18 protein-coding genes and 2 tRNA genes are annotated in these 24,501 nt (G+C 40.8%); 13 read left to right on the top strand and 7 right to left on the bottom strand.

Going from position 1 to position 24,501, the window contains the following annotated elements:
* The first annotated feature begins 84 nt into the window (after positions 1 to 84).
* Positions 85 to 390, top strand: a complete 306-nt coding sequence (locus tag L3Q70_RS10245) for an H-NS histone family protein (protein WP_062570000.1) — start codon at positions 85 to 87, stop codon at positions 388 to 390.
* Positions 391 to 453: 63 nt separating this feature from the next.
* Positions 454 to 2,199 (top strand): DEAD/DEAH box helicase, encoded by a 1,746-nt coding sequence (locus L3Q70_RS10240; RefSeq protein ID WP_193987501.1) that lies wholly within the window; start codon positions 454 to 456, stop codon positions 2,197 to 2,199.
* Positions 2,200 to 2,239: 40 nt separating this feature from the next.
* Here the strand turns inward: L3Q70_RS10240 and L3Q70_RS10235 are convergent, their stop codons facing one another.
* Entirely contained in the window at positions 2,240 to 2,569 is a 330-nt protein-coding gene (locus tag L3Q70_RS10235) for a ribonuclease E inhibitor RraB (protein WP_237114225.1), read from the bottom strand.
* Positions 2,570 to 2,775: 206 nt separating this feature from the next.
* On the opposite strand from L3Q70_RS10235, the gene L3Q70_RS10230 reads away from it, so the two are divergent.
* The 6 genes from L3Q70_RS10230 (at position 2,776) to L3Q70_RS10205 (ending at position 13,929) form a co-directional block, all read left to right on the top strand.
* A complete protein-coding gene (locus tag L3Q70_RS10230; protein ID WP_237115263.1) occupies positions 2,776 to 4,467 on the top strand; it encodes an autotransporter assembly complex family protein in 1,692 nt (563 codons plus the stop codon).
* A gap of 1 nt (position 4,468) precedes the next feature.
* On the top strand, positions 4,469 to 8,170 hold the full coding sequence (locus L3Q70_RS10225; protein WP_237114224.1) for a translocation/assembly module TamB domain-containing protein: 3,702 nt from the start codon (positions 4,469 to 4,471) through the stop codon (positions 8,168 to 8,170).
* An 88-nt stretch (positions 8,171 to 8,258) separates the two neighbouring features.
* Complete coding sequence (locus L3Q70_RS10220) at positions 8,259 to 9,131, top strand: peptidylprolyl isomerase (RefSeq protein ID WP_237114223.1); 873 nt, start codon at positions 8,259 to 8,261, stop codon at positions 9,129 to 9,131.
* 113 nt (positions 9,132 to 9,244) lie between these two features.
* Complete coding sequence (gene hrpA / locus L3Q70_RS10215; RefSeq protein WP_237114222.1) at positions 9,245 to 13,135, top strand: ATP-dependent RNA helicase HrpA; 3,891 nt, start codon at positions 9,245 to 9,247, stop codon at positions 13,133 to 13,135.
* 83 nt (positions 13,136 to 13,218) lie between these two features.
* On the top strand, positions 13,219 to 13,626 hold the full coding sequence (locus L3Q70_RS10210; protein ID WP_267145289.1) for a response regulator: 408 nt from the start codon (positions 13,219 to 13,221) through the stop codon (positions 13,624 to 13,626).
* Positions 13,627 to 13,638: 12 nt separating this feature from the next.
* Positions 13,639 to 13,929: a PilZ domain-containing protein gene (locus tag L3Q70_RS10205; RefSeq protein ID WP_193987498.1), complete on the top strand. Its 291-nt coding sequence runs from the start codon at positions 13,639 to 13,641 to the stop codon at positions 13,927 to 13,929.
* 3 nt (positions 13,930 to 13,932) lie between these two features.
* On the opposite strand, the gene L3Q70_RS10200 is transcribed toward L3Q70_RS10205, so the two are convergent.
* The gene (locus L3Q70_RS10200; RefSeq protein ID WP_237114221.1) at positions 13,933 to 15,123 is read right to left on the bottom strand and encodes a class I SAM-dependent methyltransferase; all 1,191 of its coding nucleotides are present in this window, start codon (positions 15,121 to 15,123) and stop codon (positions 13,933 to 13,935) included.
* Positions 15,124 to 15,258: 135 nt separating this feature from the next.
* Here L3Q70_RS10200 and L3Q70_RS10195 point away from each other — a divergent pair, with 135 nt between their 5' ends.
* On the top strand, positions 15,259 to 15,906 hold the full coding sequence (locus L3Q70_RS10195; protein WP_193987496.1) for an HD domain-containing protein: 648 nt from the start codon (positions 15,259 to 15,261) through the stop codon (positions 15,904 to 15,906).
* 2 nt (positions 15,907 to 15,908) lie between these two features.
* Positions 15,909 to 16,301 carry a VOC family protein gene (locus L3Q70_RS10190; protein ID WP_237114220.1) on the top strand — a complete coding sequence of 131 codons (393 nt, stop codon included), beginning with the start codon at positions 15,909 to 15,911 and terminating at the stop codon, positions 16,299 to 16,301.
* 17 nt (positions 16,302 to 16,318) lie between these two features.
* Here the strand turns inward: L3Q70_RS10190 and L3Q70_RS10185 are convergent, their stop codons facing one another.
* Positions 16,319 to 17,308 (bottom strand): two-component system response regulator, encoded by a 990-nt coding sequence (locus L3Q70_RS10185; RefSeq protein ID WP_237114219.1) that lies wholly within the window; start codon positions 17,306 to 17,308, stop codon positions 16,319 to 16,321.
* The gene (locus L3Q70_RS10180) at positions 17,305 to 20,634 is read right to left on the bottom strand and encodes a PAS domain S-box protein (RefSeq protein WP_237114218.1); all 3,330 of its coding nucleotides are present in this window, start codon (positions 20,632 to 20,634) and stop codon (positions 17,305 to 17,307) included. Before L3Q70_RS10180 ends, L3Q70_RS10185 begins: the two co-directional genes overlap by 4 nt.
* Positions 20,635 to 20,771: 137 nt before the next feature.
* On the opposite strand from L3Q70_RS10180, the gene L3Q70_RS10175 reads away from it, so the two are divergent.
* Positions 20,772 to 21,842 carry a GGDEF domain-containing protein gene (locus L3Q70_RS10175; RefSeq protein ID WP_237114217.1) on the top strand — a complete coding sequence of 357 codons (1,071 nt, stop codon included), beginning with the start codon at positions 20,772 to 20,774 and terminating at the stop codon, positions 21,840 to 21,842.
* Here L3Q70_RS10175 and L3Q70_RS10170 read toward each other — a convergent pair.
* Positions 21,839 to 22,819, bottom strand: coding sequence for an ion channel (locus L3Q70_RS10170; RefSeq protein ID WP_062570013.1), 981 nt, complete (start codon positions 22,817 to 22,819; stop codon positions 21,839 to 21,841). The two genes, L3Q70_RS10175 and L3Q70_RS10170, sit on opposite strands and share 4 nt — an antisense overlap.
* A 103-nt stretch (positions 22,820 to 22,922) precedes the next feature.
* Between L3Q70_RS10170 and L3Q70_RS10165 the strand changes: the two genes are divergently transcribed.
* Complete coding sequence (locus tag L3Q70_RS10165; RefSeq protein ID WP_237115261.1) at positions 22,923 to 23,609, top strand: SprT family zinc-dependent metalloprotease; 687 nt, start codon at positions 22,923 to 22,925, stop codon at positions 23,607 to 23,609.
* A 41-nt stretch (positions 23,610 to 23,650) separates the two neighbouring features.
* Here the strand turns inward: L3Q70_RS10165 and L3Q70_RS10160 are convergent.
* Both L3Q70_RS10160 and L3Q70_RS10155 read right to left on the bottom strand, forming a co-directional pair.
* A tRNA-Tyr gene (locus L3Q70_RS10160) sits at positions 23,651 to 23,735 on the bottom strand.
* A gap of 48 nt (positions 23,736 to 23,783) precedes the next feature.
* Positions 23,784 to 23,868, bottom strand: a tRNA-Tyr gene (locus L3Q70_RS10155).
* Between the two features lie 112 nt (positions 23,869 to 23,980).
* Between L3Q70_RS10155 and L3Q70_RS10150 the strand changes: the two genes are divergently transcribed.
* The gene (locus L3Q70_RS10150; RefSeq protein WP_237114216.1) at positions 23,981 to 24,496 is read left to right on the top strand and encodes a VC2046/SO_2500 family protein; all 516 of its coding nucleotides are present in this window, start codon (positions 23,981 to 23,983) and stop codon (positions 24,494 to 24,496) included.
* Positions 24,497 to 24,501: the final 5 nt, after the last annotated feature.

Raw genomic sequence — 24,501 nt, 5'->3', positions numbered from 1 at the left:
ATATAATAGATTATTTTATATTTTCCTCATATACTGGTTGAGGTTCTATATGTAACTTAACTTTTATAATAAAGAGAGCTTTCAATGAAAGAAATTCGATCTTTTGTAAAAACTGCATCTTTAAGTGAGCTAGAAAAAGCAAAGCAACTTATTGATACAGCTATCGAGAAAAATACTCAACAGCAAGAAGCTAAAAAAGAAGTACTCGATCTTTTAAAAGAAAAAGGACTTACATTAGAAGATCTACAAGATGTGGTAGGCACTGATAAGCGCACAAAAGTAAAACCTAAATACCGCATTGAGTATAATGGTGAAATCGTTGAGTGGACTGGCCGTGGTAAACGACCTAAAGCATTCCAAGGCGTTGATTTAACTAAACACCTAGCATAATTTCACTTTAAAGATTGAAAAGGGAAGCGTATGCTTCCCTTTTTTGTCGCCCATCATACTAGTATGAAATACACACTAAGACCTTATCAGCAAGAAGCCGTAGATAGAACCGTTGCGCACTTTCGAAAGACAAATGATGCCGCGTTGATTGTGTTGCCCACAGGAGCGGGTAAAAGCTTAGTCATTGCGGAACTTGCAAGAATAGCTAGGCAAAAAATTTTAGTGCTCGCCCATGTTAAAGAGCTGGTGGAGCAAAATGCACAAAAATATGCCAGCTTTGGTTTTAAGGCGAGTATCTTCTCGGCAGGTTTAAAGCAAAAATCACTGAGTGAACAAGTGACCTTTGCCAGCGTCCAGTCACTTGCTAGAAATACCGCACAGCTTGACGAAGCCTACTCATTGCTAATTATTGATGAGTGCCACCGTGTAAGTGGCGATGATAAAAGCCAATATGGACAGGTGATCAGTGCCCTGAAAAAGCAAAACTCACAACTCAAAGTGTTAGGGTTGACTGCGACACCATTTAGAATGGGTATGGGCTGGGTTTATCATCATCATTACCATGGATTTGTTCGAGGGGAGCAATCAGCACCATTCAAAAAGTGTATTTTTGAATTACCACTACGCTACATGATTAAACATGGCTATTTAACACCTCCTCATGAAATTGATGCTGCAATTAGTCATTATGACTTTGCTTCATTACCCAGTGACTCTTTTGGTCGCTACAGTGTTGAAAACATGAATGCACTGCTTAAGGACAGTACCCGGGCAACCAAAGCCATTATTAAACAAGTGATTGATTACAGCGAAAATCGCCATGGAGTGATGATTTTTGCAGCCACTGTTATGCATGCAAAAGAAATTGTTGGCTATTTACCTGCTGAGCAAACTGCGTTGATTACAGGGGAGACTGATAACAACGAACGCGACCAAATTATTACTCTATTTAAACAAAAACAGTTAAAGTTTTTGGTCAATGTTTCGGTGTTAACAACAGGGTTTGATGCTCCTCATGTCGACTATATTGCTATTTTACGTCCTACAGAATCAGTGAGTCTATACCAGCAAATAGTGGGTCGTGGACTGCGTTTAAGTGAAGGGAAAAAAGATTGCTTAGTCATTGACTATGCAGGGAATGGTTTTGATCTCTTTTACCCAGAAGTAGGCAGTAAAAAGGGGCAAAGTGATAATGAACCAGTACAGGTACTGTGTCCTGGTTGCGGTTTTGCTAATATTTTTTGGGGCAAAACAGACGATAGCGGTAAAGTGATTGAACATTTTGGGCGACGCTGCCAAGGATTACTTGACGATGGAGACACACAAGAACAATGTGATTATCGCTTTCGCTTCAAAGAGTGTGAGCAATGTGGTGAGCAAAATGATATTGCTGCTAGACAATGTCAGTCATGTGGCGCAATGATGGCTGACCCTGATGATAAACTACGAGAAGCCCTTAATTTAAAAGATGCCTTAGTGCTTCGTTGTAGCGGGTTGTCAGCGAAGGCATTACCTAATGGACTTTTAAAAATAAGTTACTTTGATGAAGATGGCGCCAGTTGCGATGAGATTTTTAATCTAGCGAATGATACGGGGCGATTTATTTTTAATAAACAGTTTCAGCGACATAAAGAGGGAGCAGCTAGCAAAAAGTGGCAAACTGCTGAACAAGTTGAATCAGCACAGCATTTATTAGTTGCCCCCGATTTTGTTATAGCGCGTAAAAATAAGAAGTATGGTTGGAAGGTAGCTGAGAAATTGTTTGATTATGAAGGCAGCTTCAGAAAAGCAAATCAATTGTCACATTAGGGCTTTGCGCGATATTGCATCGCGCAACAAACTAAATTAATTAATCTTCAGCCATCAAGCCCCAACCATCACCATAGCCATTATGACCGTTGGCAATGCTTTCAAGGTATTGTTCTGTCTGAGATAGTAAGGTGTGATCTGGCACCATTTTAACGCGTGTAATCACTTCCCATACGCCAGTATCAGGGCATTTATTGAGTTCTGTACTCGGTGCTAACTCGTCACTTTTAATGGCTGTTGCAAACTTTTCTGCATCTGGCTTTTGCTCAAACAAAATATAAAAGTCGACTTCTTGTAAACAGTTTAAATCGACACCGGCAGCCGCAATTTCAGCTAATAATTGACCATTTTCATCGTCTGGGAAATGCATTTAATCGCTCATTCATTTTAAATCTAGTTATTGTCCGCTATTGTAGCGAAAATAATAGCGTTACGTGTACTAATTTTACTATTTCCATTATGTCAGTCATTATCTCACTGTGTTAAAATTAGTTTGTACTCATTTTCGCTTCAGGCATTTCAAAAAGGTAAGGATATTTTTTGTTCTCTCGGCATTTCTTTTTTGTCTTTTTACTTTTGTGCACCTCTTTTAGCCATCCAGCTTTTAGTGCAGCAACAATCATAAAAGAATATAAAATTCAGGGACTCAGTGGTGAACTTGAAAAAAACGTTGAACTTTACGTTAACCAGTTAATCGATGAAAAAGCGTCAAAAGCACTTAAACGCCATGCAAAAAGTCAAGTTGAAACAAGCCTAAAAGCACTCGGCTACTATAAACCCGTTATTAAAATTAATTTCGACCAAGAAAAGCAGCTTATTGTTGTTGATGTGGAGCGAGGACCTGTCACTCGTATTGCGAACATAAATATAACCATTACCGGTGCGGGAAAAAGCGACCCCGAATTTATGGCGGCAGTTAACGGCATTAAACTAAAACAAGGTGATTTTCTAAATCATGCTAACTACGAAGCGGCTAGAAAGCGAATTGAAGGCCAGCTTCTTGAACTTGGTTACTTTGATACTAAGTGGCACCAACGCACATTAGCTGTGTCTTTGAAAAAAAACAGTGCCGATATCACGTTTAACATAGACACCGGTCCTCGTTATCAGTTTGGAGAAATTATTATTGGCAATGAAACACCCGCTGAAAAATATATTCGCTCACTTGCGAGCTTTAACAGTGGTCAGCCTTATAAAGCAACGGAGGTTTCAGATTATAATCTAGCGTTGTCAAGCACGCCTTATTTTTCCAGTGTCAGGGTTTATGCCGATATTGCAAACCGTAAAGAACAACGTGTTCCCGTAAAAGTAGATGTCCTTCATAAACCAGCAAATAGTTATGAAGTTGGTGGTGGCTATAGCACTGACCTTGGCCCAAAAGTGCGCTTTAAATGGACAAAGCCTTGGATCACAAGTGATGGTCACTATTTAGAAAGTAATCTGAATGTGTCACAAAGACAACAAGATATATCGCTCGGTTACACCGTGCCAGTTGATGATCCCAATGATGACTTATGGCGCTTTTCTGTGGGTTATAAGTTAGAAGATGAGCTGACAAACGATGTTTACAGTAAAATTTTAACAGGCCAAATACAACGGCAATGGTTAACCGACGATGATTGGGTACGCACCGCCTTTATTCGACGTGATCGTGAAACTTATCGTATCGGTGATGAAGAGCAAAGCTCAAAAATGTTGATGCCTGGCATAAGTTACGCAAAAAAAGAGACTGAAGGTGGCACAACTCCTTATGAAGGCTACCAATGGTTGATCTCTGCCGAGTTTGGCTTAAAGGATATGTTCTCGACCACCAATATTATACGTTTACAATTGCAAAATGCATGGTTAACGACAGTGGCTGATCGCCATTTATTTTTCTTGCGTGCTAATTTAGGGGCCATGTTAGTGGATGATATAGACAATGTGCCTTTTTCACTTCGGTTTTATGCTGGTGGTGATCAAAGTGTGCGTGGCTTTGCGTATCAGTCGATTTCACCTGAGGATGAAAATGGGCGCTTGATTGGTGGTAAATATTTAATGTCAGGGACCATGGAGTATAACTATCAGTTTGCTAAAAACTGGCGCGCAGCTTTGTTTGTTGACAGCGGTACAGCAACCAATGATTTTAGTGATCGAGTCGAGGTCGGTGCTGGTTTTGGTTTGCGTTATTTAACGCCTGTTGGACCAATTCGTATAGACCATGCTTGGGGAGTAACAAAAGAGAGTAAAAGTACGCGTTTAAGTATTACCATAGGACCTGAAATTTAATATGAAGTTTAAAAAAATAATCTCAGTACTCACGGTAACACTTTTAAGCATTGGCGTTTTACTTTTTTGTTTGTTATTCACCGCACCTGGTAATCACTTTATTGCATACTCAGCTAATAAGTTGGTGGATGGCTTAGAGATTAAGTTACCTTCAGGCCGTTTTTTATATAATGATCCGTTTGATGTGCGTTATGAAAATCAAGCTATCAAGCTCTATGCTAAACAGCTCAAAGTTGATCTTTTTTGGTGGGGGTGCGATGGCATCTGCCTTGATAATATTAGTGCACTGAACATTGATGTAAATGTTAAAAGCAAACAAGCAGTAGCGGGGCAACAACCACAATCTGCTCAAGAGCAATTACAAGAAGATGCTTCACTCGTCGCAGAGCAAATCACATTACCGCTGAAAGTAACCGTTAAGCGTATTGCAATTAACCAATTAACTTTAGCGCACCCAAGTGCTGATGTGACTATTGAAAAGCTAAACCTTTCTGCTGTTGCCGAGCTATCTGATATTCTCGTTGATGCGCTGAAAATTAATACTGTTACAGTGCAACTTCATGAAGTCAAAGAGCAGCCCAAAAGCCAACCATTAACGGTACTGCCTGCATTACCCACTCTGGACTTAACTTTACCCCTCGATATACAACTTAATACTTTAAATATCAGTAAAGTAGCGGTGACACCGGTCGCAGCCGAAAGTGCTGAAGTCATTAACAATATCGCCCTCTCAGCGACTGCAAAAGGTCATGAAGTGAGAGTTGAAAAGCTTGACGCACAATACAATGATTGGCAGTTAAATACTGATTTATTTGCTGAACTCAATGCGGATAACTCAGTGCAAGGCCATGTTGCTCTCACTCACCCTAATCATCAGTTAACGCTTGAGCTAACAGGGTCGTTAGCTGATTTAAATATGACGTTGCTAACACAAGGACAGTACCCTTTAAAAGTGGATGCGCAAGTCAATCTACAAAAAGATAACTTTCCATTTAGTTTAACCGGCCGTGTTGATACGTGGTCGCTTGATGCAGGCGCTGAACAACTCAATATTTCAAAGCTAGATTTACATGGGCAAGGGCATGCAAACGACTATAAAGTTAAAGTTGATTTAATTAGCCAACTTGGCGCATATCCTCAGGTGTCAGTTAGTAGCCAATTGCAAGGAAGTTTAACAAAGGCAAACCTCGATCAGCTAAAGTTAAATGCTAATGAAAGCCAAGCAATTATTCACGCATCGGTTGATTGGTCAAAAGGTGTAAATACTGAATTTAACGGCAAACTTGAACACTTAAAAGCACAGTATTTAACTGATGCTATGAGTAGTGATTTATCAGGTGGTTTCAAAGGATCATTTGGTTTAACTGGTACTGACTGGCAGTTGGCAGTCGAGAATACCACAATTAATGGTACCGTAAACGATGTACCTGTAAGTCTAGAATCAGACTTTAAACTTGATAGCAGCCTGCATGCAAGTTTTGAAAAACTGCAATTAAAAAGTGGCCGTAATGAGCTTGCTCTATCAGGCCAAGTTGATGACAGCTGGCGTGTTGATGGCAAGCTACGCTTAGATGCCGCCGACCAAGAAATTTTACCTATGCAGGGCAAAGGGAATGCAGACTTAGTTATTCGTGGCGAGCGTTTAGCCCCTGTGGTTGATCTAAATTTAGCTCTTAATACCTTGAGCTATCAAGATCTTCAAATTGATGGATTAACACTTAAAGGTCAGTTCGACTATGCTGCCGACTGGCAAACAGATATATCGCTTGTTCTGGATTCTGCAACCATGGCAGAGCATAATATTAATCAGGCTGAGTTAAATATAGCAGGTGACAAGGTTGATCATCACCTGCGGCTGCTTTTAGATGCGGACCAAGGAAAAGCATCTCTGGATATTAATGGGCAACTTAAAAAAGACAAATGGCAAGGTAGTTTAAGTAATATTTTAATTACCGATAATCATATACGTTTAACCACAGATAAAGCGATTAAAGCACACGTTGATATAAATACGCTCGACTTTAATATTGCTGATCATTGTTGGCAAAGTGCAAGCTCAAAGCTTTGTGTTAATACACTTCAGCAGACTAAGCAGTTTGGTCAGCTAAATGCGCAGTTAGCTGCGTTATCACTCCCAGAGTTTAACCGATTTATACCTGAAAATATTAAGGTCAACGGTTCAGCAAACGGCGAATTTGTGGCTAATTGGGCTGATGGTGCGCTTAAAACAATGCGTGCCAATATTAGCACCAGCGAACTTGTAGCTACACTGATAGATGATGCAAATGTGTATAAACTGCCTATTGAAGAGCTTAACTTGTCGGCGATGAGTGATGCCAGTATTGGCAAATTAGAGGCAACACTTGATTCTTCTGTACTTGGTAAAGTGACGTCACACATTAATATCGACGATATACAAGCTAATCAAAATTTATCCGGCGAGCTAGAAATTGACAAGATCTTGCTGACAAATATTCAGCCATTTATTGGTTCGCTTGAGCAACTAAGCGGAGAAATTAGAGGCAAGCTGAACGTTGCAGGCACATTGAAAGAACCCTTGCTAAATGGTGAGTTAAATGTCGAGCGAGTGAACTTAGATGGTGCGACTTTACCTGTTTCACTGCAAGATTCGCACGTTAACATTGCATTTAATAATCAAAGCGCAGAGATCACAGGCAAGCTGAAAGACGCAGAGGGTGGTTCACTCAATTTGTCGGGTGATATTGATTGGCAAGCTGAGTTGCCGGATGTGAATGTGAAGCTGGAGGGGAGGGAGTTTTTCGTTCGTGCGCAGCAAGATGTCACATTTAAGGTCTCGCCAGACATTACGATGTCATTAAAAAATCGTGCATTTAATTTAGAGGGGCAGGTTGTCGTGCCATGGGGCAGAATTGAAATAGAAGAGCTTCCCGAAGGTGCTGTGCAAGTGAGTGATGATGAAGTCATTGTAGATATAGAGCAGCAACAAAAGGAAAAAGCCCCGTTTGATTACGCTATTAATTTGAAGCTTTTAGTGGAGAATGATGTACGTATCGATTCATTTGGCCTCAAATCAAAAGTAGCAGGCGATATCAATATTAGTATGGATCAAACCACTCCTATGATTGCAACGGGTGAGTTAAATCTAATCGAAGGTACTTATCGTGCATTTGGTCAAGATTTACAAATTCGTACAGGGCAGGTTGGCTTCAGTGGTTCGATTGATAAACCTTATCTCAATATTAAAGCAATTAGAAATCCAGAAAACACCTCAAATGGGGTTATTGCGGGGATCACTTTAACGGGGAATGTTGAGCAGCCCTCCTTGAAAGTTTATTCAGAACCTGCCATGGACCAAGCACAAGCACTGGCGTACCTATTGAATGGTCAACCGTTAGATGAAGGCGACAGCTCAACGGATGCGATGCTTACACAACTTTTACTAGCCCAAGGGGTTAACCGTAGTGAAGGGGTTGTTTCTAAAATAGGTGAAAGCTTTGGTTTATCTGACGTCAGCTTGAGTTCAAAGGGGAGTGGCGATGATACGAAAGTAGAAATTTCAGGTTACCTGACTCCAGGTATACAAGTTAAATACAGTGTGGGAATTTTTGATTCGTTAAGTGAAGTGGCTGTGCGTTACCAACTGTTGTCACAACTGTACATTGAAGTAACCAGTGGGCTCTATCAAAATGTTGATATTCTCTATAAGTTTGATTGGGACTAATATCAGTTAGAATTTCCGTACACTTTTACTTGCGTAATAAAGCAGAAGTTAATAGGCTGAGTTGTCAACAACTTAAAAGATAATAACAATGAAACTAACTCTATTAACGGTGTGTTTTAGCACACTTTTACCTGTCTCTTTACACGCTGCTGAGCAAGTTGAAAAGCGCTCGGCAGCGGATATTATTAAAACGGCTGATAAGTCACAGTGGCGAACAGTATCAGCAAACAACATTCTTAAACTCACCTTACCAACTGGGGCGGCGTATATAGAGTTAAACGAAATGCTCGCCCCAAAGCACGCAGAAAATATGAAACTGCTCGCCAGAGAAGGTTTTTATAAAGGCTTGAATGTCTACCGCTTTGTTGAAGGTTTTGTCGCGCAAGGGGGAGATTCAAGCGAAACAAAAACACCCAAAACAGCAAAAACAGCTCTTCCCGCAGAATTTTATCACCAAACAAAAAAAACGTTATCCATTACTCAGCTTCAAGACCCTGACGGCTATGCCACAAAAACAGGCTTTTTAAATGGTTTTGCCGTTGCTCAGAATGAAGCGCAAACACAAACTTGGCAGACTCATTGTCCTGGTATTTTTGCGATGGCACGCGATAATGATATCAATAGCGGCGGAACCGAATTTTATGTAACGATAGGTAACGCGCAGCGTTATTTAGACCGAAACACAACGGTGTTTGGTCGTGTTCTGGAAGGGATGGAGCATTTTAACTTGTTGAGTCGAACGCCCACAAAAGGTGAAGTATTTAATCCGATCACTGACATGCAAGTGTTAGCTGATATTAGTGAGGAAGATACAAGCCAGTTTAGAGTAATGAGAACTGACTCATCGTCATTTGTGGAATTGATTGAAGCGCGTAAAAACCGGATGGGCGAATGGTTTGTGCAAAGTGCAAATTACATTGATGTATGTGCCATGCCTATTCCTACAGAGCGAGTTAAATAACCCGCTATGCAAATTCTTTTGAGTGCGTTTAATTCTCGCGCACTCAAGTAGTTTGGCTATAAATTGTTTGTTACAATACGCAGTCTACAAGTAGATAAATATAAGGGTATCGGGTGGTTAACCTAGGTCCGCTGTTCGGCGAATTAAAAACATGCTTACGCAAAGATCAATTCATCCTCAAAAAACGCCTGCATGGCATCAAAAAAATCAACGATGAAACAAAGCAAGCGAACATAGCGCAAAAAATCGCAGAAGATATTGCCCGTTCGCAACAATTGCGTGTTCAGCGGTTAGCAGCCATACCAACAGTAACTTACCCTGAACAGCTGCCTGTTAGCCAAAAGAAAGAGGATATTAAACAGGCGATTGCCAATAACCAAGTGGTGATCATTGCAGGTGAAACCGGCTCAGGTAAAACGACACAAATACCGAAAATGTGCTTAGAGCTAGGCCGTGGGGTTGAGGGTTATATTGGCCATACACAGCCGCGGCGTTTGGCAGCTCGTAGCGTTGCTAACCGTATCGCAGAAGAGATGCAATGCGAGCTTGGTCAGCAAGTCGGTTTTAAAATTCGTTTTAGTGATCAGGTTTCAGACAACAGTTATATCAAGTTGATGACCGATGGTATTTTATTGGCTGAAATCCAACAAGATCGTTATTTAAACCAATATGACACGATTATTATTGATGAGGCGCACGAGCGTAGCCTTAATATTGATTTTATTTTGGGTTATTTAAAGAACTTATTACCAAAACGCCCCGACCTCAAAGTCATTATTACCTCTGCCACTATCGATCCGGAACGATTCTCGAAACATTTTGATGACGCGCCGATAATTGAAGTATCGGGACGTACTTTCCCTGTGGAAGTGCGTTATCGCCCAACCACAGATATTAATAAAGATGAGATGGAAGCCGATGGCGACCAGTTGCAAGGTATTTTTGATGCCGTTGATGAGCTGTGTGAAGAAGGCCCCGGTGATATCCTAATTTTTATGAATGGTGAGCGTGAAATTCGCGATACAGCTGATGCGTTATCAAAGCGTAACTTAAAGGGCACCGACGTATTACCTTTATATTCGCGGCTCTCGAACGCCGAGCAAAACCGTATATTTGCTCCTCACTCTCGCCGCCACATTATTTTAGCGACAAATGTGGCCGAAACATCACTGACTGTACCTGGTATTCGTTATGTTATTGACCCAGGTACTGCACGAATTAGCCGTTACAGCTACCGTACTAAAGTACAACGCTTACCAATAGAGGCAATCTCACAAGCCAGTGCCAACCAGCGTAAGGGCCGTTGTGGTCGTATTGAAGCGGGCATTTGTATTCGCTTATACAGCGAAGATGATTTTAATTCACGACCAGAATTCACTGACCCAGAAATTTTACGTACTAATCTAGCCTCGGTTATTTTGCAAATGCTTGGTCTTGGCCTCGGGGACATGCAGCAGTTTCCGTTTGTACAAGCGCCAGACAGTCGTAACATCAATGATGGTTTAACCTTACTCGAAGAACTTGAAGCAGTTAAACCCGCTAAGCGCCATAAACAAACAGAATTAACTAAATCAGGACGTAGTTTAACTCGGTTACCTGTTGACCCCCGTTTAGCAAAAATGGTGCTTACAGCGGATGGGCTTGGCGCTCTTCGCGAAGTAATTATTATTGTTGCGGCACTGTCAATCCAAGACCCACGTGAGCGACCGCAAGAAAAGCGTGGCGCAGCCGATGAAAAACATGGCCGTTTTGATGATCCTGACTCAGACTTTATTGCATTTTTAAATCTGTGGAATTACCTTGAAGAGCAGCAAAGTGAGTTAAGCAATAGTCAATTCAGAAAGCTGTGCCAAAAAGACTTTTTAGCTTATATGCGTATTCGTGAGTGGCAAGATATTGTTTATCAGCTTTCTACTGTGTGTAATGAAATGGGCATGAAAGCCACGACGAACGTAGCTGACAGCGATCGTATTCATCAGTCGCTATTAAGCGGTATGCTAAGTCATATTGGCTTTAAAGACGAAAAACAAGTGTACAAAGGTGCACGTAATAGTCAGTTCCATATTTTTCCAGGTTCAGCGTTATTTAAAAAGAGTCCTAAGTGGATTATGGCTGCAGAGCTGGTGGAAACAAGTAAGCTCTACGCCCGTATCAATGCCCGTATCGACCTGAAATGGGTTGAGGGCTTTGCGCAGCATTTAGTCAAGCGCAGCTACAGTGAGCCACATTGGGAGAAAAAACCAGGGGCTGTTATCGCCTTTGAGCAGCAAACATTATATGGTCTGCTCATTGTTAATAAACGCCGCTGCGTATACAGCAACATTGATCCTAAAGTCAGCAGAGAGCTGTTTATTCGCAGCGCTTTAGTTGAACAAGAACTCGGTCAAAATGAAGGCTTTTTACAGTACAACCAAGAGCTTATTGACGATATTCAGGTACTAGAGAATAAGTCTCGCCGTCGCGATATTCTCGTTGATGAGCAAACCCTGTATGAGTTTTACGACAAAAAGATTCCTGCGGATGTAAATAATCGTGCAGCGTTTAATAAATGGTGGAAGGGACAAAAGCAAAAAGATAAACGCTTTTTGCATATGTCACGTGATGAGCTAATGCAGCATGGCGCTGATCATGTCACCGAGTTTGATTACCCTGATACATGGCAACAAGATAATTTATTATTGCCGCTGACTTATCATTTTGATCCAGGGCAAGCGGTTGATGGTGTAGCGGTTCAAATTCCTGTTGCGTTACTTAATCAAGTTCAAGAAATCGGCTTTGATTGGCATATCCCTGCGTTTAGACATGAACTTATTTGCGCATTAATTAAGTCATTGCCAAAAACACTACGCCGTAATTTTGTACCAGCCCCAAACTACGCCGATGCTGTACTTGCGGCAATTGAGCCAATGCAGGGCAATTTACTGGATGCCATAAGTACGCGTTTATTGCGTATGACAGGGGTGCGCGTTGACCCTGATGCTTGGGACTTAACAACGCTCGCGCCACATTTACGTTTACAGTTTGAAGTACGTGATGAACACGATAAGTTACTTGCTCGTGGGCTAAATTTAGAAAAGCTGAAAGCGCAGCTTCAAGGTAAAGTAACCGATACCTTATCGAAAGTAGCTGATAAAGGCATAGAGAAGACGGACTTAACACAGTGGAGCTTTGGTGAATTACCTTCTTCCTATGTTAAAAAGCAAGGTCAATATGAAATCAAGGCGTTTCCTGCTTTGGTTGATAAAAAAGACTCCGCAGCCGTTGAGTTGTTCGATAACGAACAAAAAGCACAACAAGCCCATCAACAAGGCTTGCGTCGTTTAGTGCTTTTAAATGTGCCATCTCCGATTAAATACTTACAACAAAACCTACCAAATAAGTCGAAACTTGGTTTGTACTTTAATCCGTTTGGTAAGGTCAATGATTTAATTGATGACTGTATTGCGGCCGCTGTTGATAGCTTACTAATTAAGTACGGCAATATTCGTACTGAGCAGGCGTTTGAACAAGCCAAGGAGAAAATTCGTGGTGAGCTTGGCGACACGGTTGTAGAAATTGCCACGCAGGTTGAACAAGTGTTAAGTATTGCTCATGGACTTAATAAGCGCATGAAAGGGCGTGTTGATTTAACCATGATCACAGCGCATGGTGATATTAAAGCACAGCTACAAAGCCTCGTTTTCAAGGGATTCGTTAGTCAACATGGCGCAGCTAAAATGACGGACTTAATTCGATATTTGAAAGCAATAGAGCGACGTTTAGAGAAATTGCCCGTTGATCCTAATCGTGATCGTTTGTGTGTTCTTGAGCTTGAAAAAGTGGCTGAGCAATATCAAAAACTCGCTAATAAAATTCCAAAGGGGATGCCAATACCACAAGAGATTGTAACGCTTTTTTGGATGCAACAAGAATTACGCGTTTCTTTATTTGCACAAACATTAGGGACGCCTTATCCTGTATCTGCAAAGCGAGTTTTAAACGCAATTAAAGAATCTGAGTTATAATTCATTATAGGCGTGTACGTGCAATAAAGTTTGCTTTATTGCACGTATAAACCACAGACATTAACTAAGGAGGTCATGTGGGCATTGAAAAGGAAAAACCGATTGCTGTTCCCGAGCGCTCACAAAGAAAGCAACAGCTTGAAATTTTAGTTGTGGATGATGAGTATTTTAATTTCGAAATGCTCAAAGCATCACTGGGCCTCGAGTTTTCTTTAAGCTATGCAAACTCAGGCACGACCTGTTTATCATCTGCTATTGCTGATCCGCCCGATGCAATTCTATTAGATGTCTGTATGCCAGGGCTGGATGGCTATGATACATGTCGGCTATTAAAAAACACACCAGAAACGGAGCAAATTCCAGTGGTTATGGTGTCAGGTTTAGAGTCAGAGCTTGAGCAAAAAGCAGGCTTTGAGGCTGGTTGCGACGCTTATGTGGTAAAACCTTTCTCTGTGAAAACACTCATTGAGAAAATAAAAACAGTGGTTTAGGAAGGATTATTTATGTTTCATGATGAAAAACGCGATTTTAGACGTATGCAAATCCACACACCCGCAAAACTCATCCCTTTAGAAAGTGGGAGTGAAATAGAGGCAACATGTACAGATTTAAGTGCCACAGGACTTGCAGTCAACCTTGATGACGTAGTGGAAGTAGGTAGCATGTTCCGCGTACTTATTGCTTCAACGAGCACGTCAATCACATCATTTGATGCAACAGCCAAAGTTATTAGAGCAACCAAGGAGCCAGATGGCTCCTTGAGTGCAGGGCTTGAAATTATCAGTTTTAACTAGTGCCTAGTAAACTTTACATATCAAGCCTTTTAGATAAAAACCTTCTGGGTAGCTGCCAGCAATAGGGTGGTCAGCTGCTTGGTTTAATCGCTCCATGATGAGCAGCTCTTTTCCTGCATCGAGGGCTGCATCAGCCACGACTTTTTGAAATAAATTCTGTTCCATTAAACCAGAGCATGAGAAAGTGAGTAATGTTCCACCTGGTTTTAGAATTTGCATCGCAATCATATTGATATCTTTATAACCACGACATGCACCGGTTAGCTGTGCTTTATTATCGGCGAATTTAGGTGGATCCATTACAATGGTATCAAATAGTTTACCTTGATCACGGTATTGGCGTAGTAACTTAAATACATCTTGCTTAACAAAGTCGACCTTATTTAGATCAAGGTTGTTATGCTCTACATTACGCTTAGCTGTATCAAGTGCAGGTTGTGATACATCAACATTGGTCACATGTTTACAGCCGCCTCGTAAGGCATAGAGCGAAAATGTGCCTGTGTAGCTAAAGCAGTTGAGAACGGTTTTATCTTTAGAAAAGCGTTCAAGGGCTGCACGGCTATCACGTTGATCTAGGTAAAAGCCTGTTTTATGACCTTCTAAAATATCTACTTCAAGCTTTAGTCCATTCTCTTCGATGAGCACAGGCTCAGTCGGGGGGTTACCCCAAAGCACGCCTTTTATTGGATCTAACCCTTCTTTAGTGCGCACGTCTACATCAGAACGCTCGTAGATATCAGAACCTGGAAAAATAGCCATTAACGCTGCTACAATCTCGCCTTTATGACGCTCAGCACCTGCACTCAGTAATTGGCATACTAGTACGTTATCAAATTTGTCGATGGTGATACCAGGTAGATAATCAGACTCAGCAGCACATAAACGAAAGCCTGTTAGGCCACCTTCGCTGATCACTTGCTGGCGTGCATCATAAGCACGGCGAAGACGTTTTTCGAAGAAGGCTTGGTCTATAACTTCGTGTTGGTCAAAGCTCCACACACGTGCGCGTATTTGTGATTGTGGGCTATATGCCGCTATTGCGAGAAATTTACCGTCATTATCATAAATAGTAACCGTATCGCCTAGCCCTGGTTTACCTTTTACTTTTTTAATGGCTTTAGAGAACACCCAAGGGTGCTTTCTTTTTAATGATTTTTCTCGTCCAGCTTGTAGGTAAATAGCAGATGACATAGGGATTCTCGCGTCAAATAAAAGGGGGCATAGTTTAATGAAGCACCGGCAAACATACAATGAATGTTTTGAACAAATCCAGTAACCACGGTAAAGTAAGCATAATTTCAATCAGTTAATGGTAACAGCCGCTTTATGCAGCCAAAAATAGACTTTGCAGAACTGGAAACTCAATGTCGAGATTTTATTCTATCTTTACTCCATGCCGATGTGGCACACGATATTAGCCATATTGAGCGAGTGGTGCGAGTTGCAAAACAGTTATGCATTGCTGAAAAGGCCTGTATGGAGGTTGTTCTACCGGCTGCATGGTTACATGATTGTGTAGCGGTGGCAAAAAATCACCCTGATCGCTCAAAAGCATCGACCATGGCGGCGGATAAAGCGTTAAGCTTTCTCAGCTCGATAAATTACCCAGAGCAATATTTCAATGCGATTCACCATGCTATAGCGGCACATAGTTTTAGCGCAAATATTGCTGTTCAAAGTGTTGAGGCACAAATAGTACAAGATGCAGATCGAATGGACGCACTCGGTGCTATTGGCGTTAGCCGCTGTATGAAAGTGGGCGGTTCTATTGGTCGCTATCTTTACCATAAAGATGATCCATTTTGTTTAAATCGCGAGCCAGACGATAGCAAATATACCCTAGATCACTTTTTTATAAAGCTATTACACATCAGTGAGAGCATGAATACCCCCTCAGCAAAAGATGAAGCGAATAGACGTACAGAGTATATGCAGGCCTTTTTAGAGCAGCTTAAATCAGAGATTGGAGAATGACAATGGCAGTTCCTTTGCTAAACGGGGTGGATCATTGCCACCTAAATGTTGATGATTTGGCGCAAGCGGTGACATGGTATCGAGATGTGTTGGGTTTTTCTGTGGTACCAGAGCTTGCGTTTTGGGATGAGGGAAAAGGCCCATTAACGCTTGAAGATCAAGCAAAAACAATTCGTCTCGCGTTATTTGAAGCATCAGGAAACAGTAAAGGCATTGCTTTTAGTGTAAACGCGGCGCAATTTCTAGCATGGCTTTCGCATCTATCAAAGTTCGATATTAAAACGGTGATCGCTGATCATGATGTGACTTATTCTATGTACTTTAAAGACTGTGCTGGCAACAGCCATGAAATCACCTCTCATGATTACAAGGGGATTAAAAAAGGTCTTGAATAAGACCTTTAAACCGCTTTTTAGCGAGAATAAGTATTTTTAATCTCGATGATAGAATCAATTTGACCAATGAATAAATCGATGAGCTGTGGATCAAAGTGTTTGCCTGATTCAGCTTCTAGTAGCCCTATCGCCTTTTCAACTGGCCAAGCGTCTTTATAAGGGCGCACAGAGGTAAGTGCATCAAATACATCAGCAATACTCACTATTCGACCTTCAATACTGATCTCTTCGCCTTTTAAACCATACGGATAACCTGTTCCGTCCCATTTTTCGTGGTGCTCAAGAGCAAGCTTGTGCGCGAGTTGTAACAGGGGAGAGGGTGAGTCTTCAAGTATTTTTGCACCAATGATCGCATGTTGTTTCATATGCTCAAACTCTGTGCCATCTAAACGACCTGGCTTTAACAGTATCGAATCAGGGATACCAATTTTCCCTACATCATGCATGGGAGCTGCTTGCCTTAACTGCTCTGCTTGGTATTCGCTCATGCCATATGCTAATGCGAGGACTTTACTATAACGACTCATACGAGCAATGTGCTCACCCGTGTCGGTATCTTTATATTCGGCAGCACGACCCAGACGATTAATAAGATCAATATGCGCTAATTGAAGTTGTTCAGCTTGAATAAGTGATAAGTGTGTTTTAACGCGTGCACGCACAATTGCAGGGCTAATTGGCTTGGTGATGTAATCAACTGCACCTAACGCAAACCCTTCAGACTCATCTTGCTCGTGTGCAAGTGCAGTCACAAAAATAACAGGAATATGTGCAGTGTGTTGATTAGACTTTAAAACCTTACATACATCAAAACCATTCATATCAGGCATCATGATATCGAGTAAAATAAGTTTGGGTGGTTCATTTTCAATGAGTTGTAAGGCTAATTCACCCGATTTAGCAAATGACAACCTGTAATCATTGCCAAGAACTTCACGCATCACTTTTAAATTTGCAGGTTCATCGTCCACGACGAGAATTCTTTCACGTTCGGAAATGTGGCTCATGATAACTCCTTATGTTCAGTGATACTCTGTTTTAAATTCGCTAATACAGTGTTGGCTGCATCAAAGTCGAAATTATCGAAGTGTTTGCAAATGTCAGCAACGGTTTCTTTATACCTGTGCGGTGCAAGAGCGTACACTTGACTAAGTAGCTCATCATCTATTTCAGCATGCTGTGCTTGCGTTTGTAATGTATCAATTAAAGGTAAAAAATCATCGATAGCTACTTCATCATCTAATTGATTATCAGTGTTATCATCCTTCGTTTGTTCAACCATTGCCAACAGGGTATGCCATTCTGTTTCGCATGCAGCTAATTGTGATTGAGCTTGGCTATGATCTATTGTTTTTTCTACTTGAGACAGTAAATATACTAGATTCGTTAATGTTAAGTTCCCGGCAACACCTTTTAAAGTGTGCAAAATCATTTGCCGCTCTTTTTTATCCAGTGTGGCTTCTTTTAAACGTAGAACACTGTTTTTATGGTTAGCAAGGAATGCACTTATTTCAGTATTGAGTTTTTCCTTGCTGCCCCACATTTGAATGCCTTTCGCGTAATTAATATGTTGTTTTTCTAGTTGTGTACATTGATTTGAAATTGCCTTGATCTCAAGGCCAAGCACCTTGGCTATTTCGTGATTTACTTGTTGAATATCGACAGGTTTATTTGCAAAACCGTTCATGCCTGCTTGTTTAGCCGTTAGCTTATCTTGCTGTAAAACGCTGGCTGTGAGGGCGATTATCGGTGTCTTTTTATGCTGTTTTTGTTGTTCAATGTCGCGAATTCTTTTAGTGGCAGTGATGCCGTCACATTCAGGCATATGAATATCCATTAAAATGACATCAAAATCCTGCTGCAAAAATAGCTCAATAGCTGCTAAACCATCACTGGCAGTGGTGACGGTATGTCCTGACTGAGAGAGCAAAATATTAAGTAACTCAACATTTTGTTCTATATCATCAACCACCAGTATACGTAGTGGCGGTAGCGTAAACGGGTTGTTACTCAGGTTATCTACTTTATCAATGTCACCTTCGCTCAGTGCAAGGGTAAAGAAGAAACAACTTCCTTTTCCTTCAGTGCTGACAGCACTAATCGTTCCGCCCATAAGCTCGACGAGCTGCTTACTGATTGTTGTGCCAAGGCCTGTCCCACCAAAACGACGGGTCATAGTGCCATCTGCTTGTTCAAATGGCTGAAATATTGCCTTTAGTCGGCTTTTTGCGATGCCGATACCGGTATCTTGAACCTCAAAAAACAGGTGATCATTTTGAGTTTTACTAACACTAATAGTAACAGAACCTGATTCTGTAAATTTGATAGCATTGCCTATAAGGTTATTTAAAACTTGGCGTAAACGAGCTTCATCACCTATGTAGACCGGCGCAATATTATCCGCAATTCTTAAATCAAGTAGCAGGTTTTTCCTTTTTGCCTCAAGCCAAAAGGTTGAAACTATATTGTCGAGTAGGGCTTGCAGATTGAAATGTTCGTAGTGTATGTCAAGTTTGCCTTTTTCTAGCTTGGCTGAATCGAGTACATCATTGAGTAAATGTAACAACGAACGTGCTGAGCTATTTACGGTCACAATATGTTTTTGCTGCTCTTTATTAAGTGGGCTGTCCATTAATATATCGCTAAAACCGATAATTGCGTTCATCGGTGTGCGGATCTCATGGCTCATATTTGCCATGAAAGATTGCTTGGCTTGGGCAGCGGCTTCTGCTTCATGTTTCGCTTGCATAAGGGATTCTTCATACTCATGGCGATCTGTAATGTCTACCAGTACACCATCAATCCACTTTTCATCAGCATCGGCGGTTTCGTTGATAGAGCCTTGATCTAGAACCCACACTGTTTTACCACTGCGGTGACGAATACGATATTCAACAGCGTATTGATTATTCTTAGCAATAGCCTCGGCCATTACTTCTGAAATATGAGCTTCGTCGTCTTTATTGATGATGTCTGAAAAAGTGATGGCTTGAGATACAAACTCTTGGTGGCTATAACCTGTTAAGTCCATAACTCTTGGACTTATAAACAACATACTCCAATGATCGTCTAATAAACAGCGAAAAACAGCGCCAGGTGTGTTATTCATTAATGTGCGATATTGCTGTTCTTTTTCCTCTAAACTCTTTTGTAGCGCGCGCTGCTCTGTTAAGTCGGTTATGAAGCCTACGAATAATGTTTCTGCATCAGGTTGCTTAGCTTCGCCAAGGCCCAAGCGAATTGGAAATTGGTGGCCATCTTTATGTTTTGCGCATACCTCTCGATTTACGCCGATAACTTTTTTCAATTCATGATTTGCGCTGTTAGATAAAAAGCCATCATGTTGATTGGCAATGTCGTCATTCATGAGCATTTTAACATTTTTGCCTAGTACCTCTTCTTGGTTCCAACCGAAAATGCTCTCTGCCGACTTATTAAAGCTCAAGATAGTGCCTTTAATATCGATGGTGACAATACCATCTATAGCGGTACTCAATATGGCATCTAAGCGAGACTCCTCTGCTGATTTTTCAGCTAACAGCATACGATAACGGATCATACCGTTAATAATTCCGACGATAGCGGTGAGTAACACGGTTGCAAATGAAACACTCACGGCAATGAAAATCAGATGCGAGTTATCTTGGTTTTCAGAAAGGAAGGGCGAGGTTGCGACAAACCGTGTGGCAGCCATTCCCATATAATGCATTCCCGCAACGGCTAAGCCTAAAATGATGGCGCAGATGACACGGTTTTGTAATTGACTGAGACGCTTAACATGATCTCTTAAATGAAAACGAGCATACAAACCAATAAAAGAGAGTAGCACAGCAACAACGATAGAGGCAGCAAACCATAGTGGATCGTAACGAAGCAAAGGGCTTAATTCCATTGCTGCCATACCAGTGTAATGCATCGTGCCGATGCCAGCACCTAACAGTACAGAACTTATCAGTAGCTTTACGGTATGAGGAATATGACTGGCAGCTTTGTTACGTAAAAAAGACATACCCGTGTAACAGGCTAAAAAGGCAGGTACAAATGAGAAGAAGGTGAGCCCAGGGGAGTAGCTTATTTTAGTACACAGCGAAAAAGCCAGCATACCAATGAAATGCATACTCCAGATACCACCCGAGAGTATTAATGCGCTGGTTGCATTACTTAGCTTTTTATAGGAGTCAAAGCGGGTTCTGTCTGCTAGATCAATTAAGTGAAGTGAAAAATAAGCGGCAAATATAGCCGTTGCGATTGAGAGGATGACTAAACTCGGGTCATACACACCACTAATAATTAAGTTTGGATTTTGGTCAGTAATAAAAAATTTCGCTAGCATAATAACTCAATATCGCTGCATATCATTATAGTCTAATACAAATCTACATGAATTTAGAGAAAAACCTACTATGTGAGTACGTAGGTTTGATTTCATTAGCTATATTTAATTAACAGTTGTGTAGTTATAGGTCCTTTATGCGTAGAACTGAGCAGACATTAGTAGAACAAATGCACATAAACGATGTTGAAATTCAGCATCGAATGAGCCTTCTTGGCCTCACCTCGCAGAGCCTAAAGTCTTTGAGTAATTATAAAGCGGTGATTGAGTCATCAATTGAGAATATGGTTAATGAGTTTTACCAAAAACAAACCGAAGTCGACGAAATATCTTTACTGATTGGTGATGCGGATACACTGACTAGGCTAAGAGATGCACAGCGACAATACATTATTGATTTATTTTGTGGACGCTATGAGCACGAGTATGTAAATAACCGACTGCGTATTGGTATGGTGCATAAACGGATTGGTGTTGAACCTAAGCTATACCTTTCGGCAGTGTGTACGCTCAAAGAAATAATTTTTGAGGTTTTGCGAACAACAATAATTGATCAAGCTGAGCTTAGTCTAACATTGCAAACAGTTGATAAATTGATTTACTTTGATACCACGCTGGTTTTCGATACTTACATTGATAGCCTTGTCGGTGAAATAGAAAATGCAAAACGTCGTACCGAGGTTTATGCTAAAGGGCTAGAAGAAAAGGTGGCACAGCGCACACAAGAGCTTGAAAAATTAGCGAAATTAGATCCTTTAACCAATTTATATAATCGTAGAGTAATGCAAGAGCTGTTACAGCGAGACCTCTCAAGAGCCAGACGACATAAACTACCTTTAACCATTGTGTATTTTGATTTAGATAACTTTAAAGCAGTAAATGATACTCAAGGCCATCTAAAAGGGGACGAAGTGCTGAAATATATAGGACAATATCTTCATGAAAATATTAGGGAAATCGATATTCCATGCCGCTATGGCGGAGATGAGTTTTGTATGATTTTACCTGACTGTGAAATACAAAATGCAATTACCATTTGCGATAAGCTAATAGCATCATTCGAAGCCCGTTATCCAGAACTTCATTTAAGTTTTGGTTTGGTTGCTGCCCCTCTCGATAGCACGGTTGATGCCGAGGAGCTAATTAATCGTGCAGACAAAAAAATGTATGAAGCAAAAAAACATCAAGGCTCGTTTATCGTTCACTAGCGCGTCATACGTTTTACAAATACCACCACAAACAATGCAAGAGAAAAGCTACCACAAAATGCTTCAATAGCCGCTATAAGTCTTGAAAGGCCAATAGGCGTGATGTCTCCATAGCCTAAGGTGGTAAAGGTAACGACACTAAAATAAATACTATTTAAAAGTGCTGATAAATTTTGTGAAAAGGAGTTATCAAAGTTTAGTTGCAAAACAGTATTGTCATAGCTCACGCCAAATAAAAAATAACAAATAGCACAACAGATTATCAGTGATAAGCTAAAGCGAATCACATTTTCAGGTTTTTCCCCATACCCACATAACATATCAATAAAGCTGGAGGTAATTTGCTTTGTAGAACCTTTGGGGTACTGTGCATGTCTCATGCGAAGTTCTTTATAAGTAAAGTTACCTGCGAGTTCAAAAAGGCCCTGATGTTCCGATGCTTTACGAAGATTTCGATAAATCTCTTCGGATTGTTCAAATAGATCATGTGCTTGACTATGTTGTTTATTTTTTCGCGCTTTAATTGCTTGCGATTCTTGTAATAACTTTTCTCCCAAATCAATATTATCGATGCGGCTATCGTTGAGTTTAACGCCAAGCAAGTTTGTGTCCTTCAAATCACAGTAATGCAGGCTCGCATTATGTAAATTTGCTTTCATGAGTGAGGCATTGGCAATTCTATTATTGAATAAATGTGCACCAGATAGGTTTGCTCGGTAAAAATTGCAGTAGGAGAGATCATAACCTTCTTCATCATCTTGCTTAATTAAGTTAAGCCCAGATAAGTTAGCTCTTTGTAATTGTAAGCCTTGTAATAACCCACCTTTTTTAGCGTAACGCTCCAATTTCTGCGTTAGTTCAAGCCCAGACTTATCAAATTTATTGTCGTGCCAAAAACAAAAGCCAGATCCCATATCAGTTTCTTGGCACTTTTTTCCTGTGGGAGAGGTATAACTACAACAGGGTTTATCAGGCATAAGAATGAAAACTTATTTGTTAGTCATATTTATAGATTAGCAGGTATTTTACAGGGTAAAATGTAATACCAAGATTTTATGCATTGAATTGGTTTATTTTTTGTTGGATTACACATTAAAACGCAGTAAACGTAGGAAAACAGTAGCGATTAAAGTAGCTCAGCAGCAGCTAACAGTCTACGCGCCGCACTTTGTACCACTAGGTGATATAGAGTCCTGGCTCGTATCTAAAAAAGACTGGGTACAAGCACAAATTGCTAAGCAAGCGTCACAAGCACAAATGCGGCAGTTGCCATTGGAAACGGGCGTAATAAACTTATTTAATCAACCGTTAGCAATTAAACTTAATAAAGGCAAAAGTAGTCACTGGCAACAAAATGAACGCTCAAGTGAGTTGAGCTTATCAGTGTCATCACGTGTAAAGAATACAGAGAGTAAATATTTGTCATTACTGGAAGACTTTTTACATCACAAGCTAGAGAGCTACCTTGAAATGCGTATTCACGACTACTGCTTAAAAATGCAGGAGGCCTTGCCAGAGCAGTTAAAAGTGCAACATTATAAACGTCGCTGGGGGAGCTGTAATCAACGTCGAGAGTTAACTTTCAACCTACACTTAGCCTGTGCGCCAACGTGGGTAATCGACTATGTAATTGTTCATGAACTTGCGCATTTAAAATATATGAATCACAGTTCTGTATTTTGGCAGCGTGTGAGTCGCTTTTACCCTGATTATAAAAAAGCAAGTCAGTGGTTAAAAGTAAACGGTAGTCAGTTACGATGGCAATGAGATAATAAAAAATAGATATAAAGAGAAGTCGTTTAGAAAAGTGGTGGAGGGAGCTGGATTCGAACCAGCGAAGGCTGAGCCGTCAGATTTACAGTCTGATCCCTTTGGCCGCTCGGGAACCCCTCCACACTAATTGTTATTGCATTTGGCCCCACTTAACTGAGCGTAGAAAAGTGGTGGAGGGAGCTGGATTCGAACCAGCGAAGGCTGAGCCGTCAGATTTACAGTCTGATCCCTTTGGCCGCTCGGGAACCCCTCCAATGCAACGGCGCTGATAATAGCAAACTGATTATTTAAGTAAAGAAAAAAACTAAAGAAAAATGGATTAATGCCGATAACTGGTTAATCTTGAAACTATTCGGCTAAAGTCTATGCAAATTGATGGTTTGTTACTCAATGAGAGTCAACTTGATAATCGTCTTAATAAAAGTGTTCATGAGCAACGCAGTGGAGAATTTGCTTTACTATTGGCAATGCTCTCTCATGATGTGCTCGACTTTAGTCAGTTTCATCTCCCAAAATCAGAGTTAGCTAACACCCAAATATCCGAGCAAGCGCTACGTAATGAATTAGGAGCGGGACCAAAGCAAGCATTAGCACCAGAGCAATTTGATATGCTAATTGGCGAGCAAAATGCTTTCCGTCTTCTAAGTGGTGGGCTTACAGATATACGTTTACGTCAATGTTTAAACCCAGAACCACTGACAATTCGTGATGATAAATGCCATGTGCCGTTAAATGTCATTGATAATTGCGAACCTGCGGTTAGAAAGCGTCATTACACTAATAATAGTGTTACAGAGCGACCACAAATGGATGCAGCGGCTTTTTATGATGGCTTAAAAGACGAATCAATTCATCAGCCTTTGTACTTAGCGACAGCTTAAACAAT

Source organism: Pseudoalteromonas sp. CF6-2, from assembly GCF_021729425.1.
In the GTDB taxonomy this organism is placed as follows: Bacteria; Pseudomonadota; Gammaproteobacteria; order Enterobacterales; family Alteromonadaceae; genus Pseudoalteromonas; species Pseudoalteromonas arabiensis.
The sequence above is the reverse complement of the archived record's forward strand: the minus strand, read 5'-3'. Positions and strand labels throughout refer to the sequence as shown.

Excerpts from the sequence above, each read along its gene's own strand:
- L3Q70_RS10220 (WP_237114223.1), top strand. The coding sequence starts at position 8,259 with ATGAAACTAACTCTATTAACGGTGTGTTTTAGCACACTTTTACCTGTC.
- L3Q70_RS10170 (WP_062570013.1), bottom strand. The coding sequence starts at position 22,819 with ATGCCTGATAAACCCTGTTGTAGTTATACCTCTCCCACAGGAAAAAAG.
- L3Q70_RS10180 (WP_237114218.1), bottom strand. The coding sequence starts at position 20,634 with ATGCTAGCGAAATTTTTTATTACTGACCAAAATCCAAACTTAATTATT.
- L3Q70_RS10225 (WP_237114224.1), top strand. The coding sequence starts at position 4,469 with ATGAAGTTTAAAAAAATAATCTCAGTACTCACGGTAACACTTTTAAGC.
- L3Q70_RS10205 (WP_193987498.1), top strand. The coding sequence starts at position 13,639 with ATGTTTCATGATGAAAAACGCGATTTTAGACGTATGCAAATCCACACA.
- L3Q70_RS10245 (WP_062570000.1), top strand. The coding sequence starts at position 85 with ATGAAAGAAATTCGATCTTTTGTAAAAACTGCATCTTTAAGTGAGCTA.
- L3Q70_RS10175 (WP_237114217.1), top strand. The coding sequence starts at position 20,772 with ATGCGTAGAACTGAGCAGACATTAGTAGAACAAATGCACATAAACGAT.
- L3Q70_RS10195 (WP_193987496.1), top strand. The coding sequence starts at position 15,259 with ATGCAGCCAAAAATAGACTTTGCAGAACTGGAAACTCAATGTCGAGAT.
- L3Q70_RS10235 (WP_237114225.1), bottom strand. The coding sequence starts at position 2,569 with ATGCATTTCCCAGACGATGAAAATGGTCAATTATTAGCTGAAATTGCG.
- L3Q70_RS10150 (WP_237114216.1), top strand. The coding sequence starts at position 23,981 with ATGCAAATTGATGGTTTGTTACTCAATGAGAGTCAACTTGATAATCGT.
- L3Q70_RS10240 (WP_193987501.1), top strand. The coding sequence starts at position 454 with ATGAAATACACACTAAGACCTTATCAGCAAGAAGCCGTAGATAGAACC.
- L3Q70_RS10185 (WP_237114219.1), bottom strand. The coding sequence starts at position 17,308 with ATGAGCCACATTTCCGAACGTGAAAGAATTCTCGTCGTGGACGATGAA.
- L3Q70_RS10190 (WP_237114220.1), top strand. The coding sequence starts at position 15,909 with ATGGCAGTTCCTTTGCTAAACGGGGTGGATCATTGCCACCTAAATGTT.
- L3Q70_RS10200 (WP_237114221.1), bottom strand. The coding sequence starts at position 15,123 with ATGTCATCTGCTATTTACCTACAAGCTGGACGAGAAAAATCATTAAAA.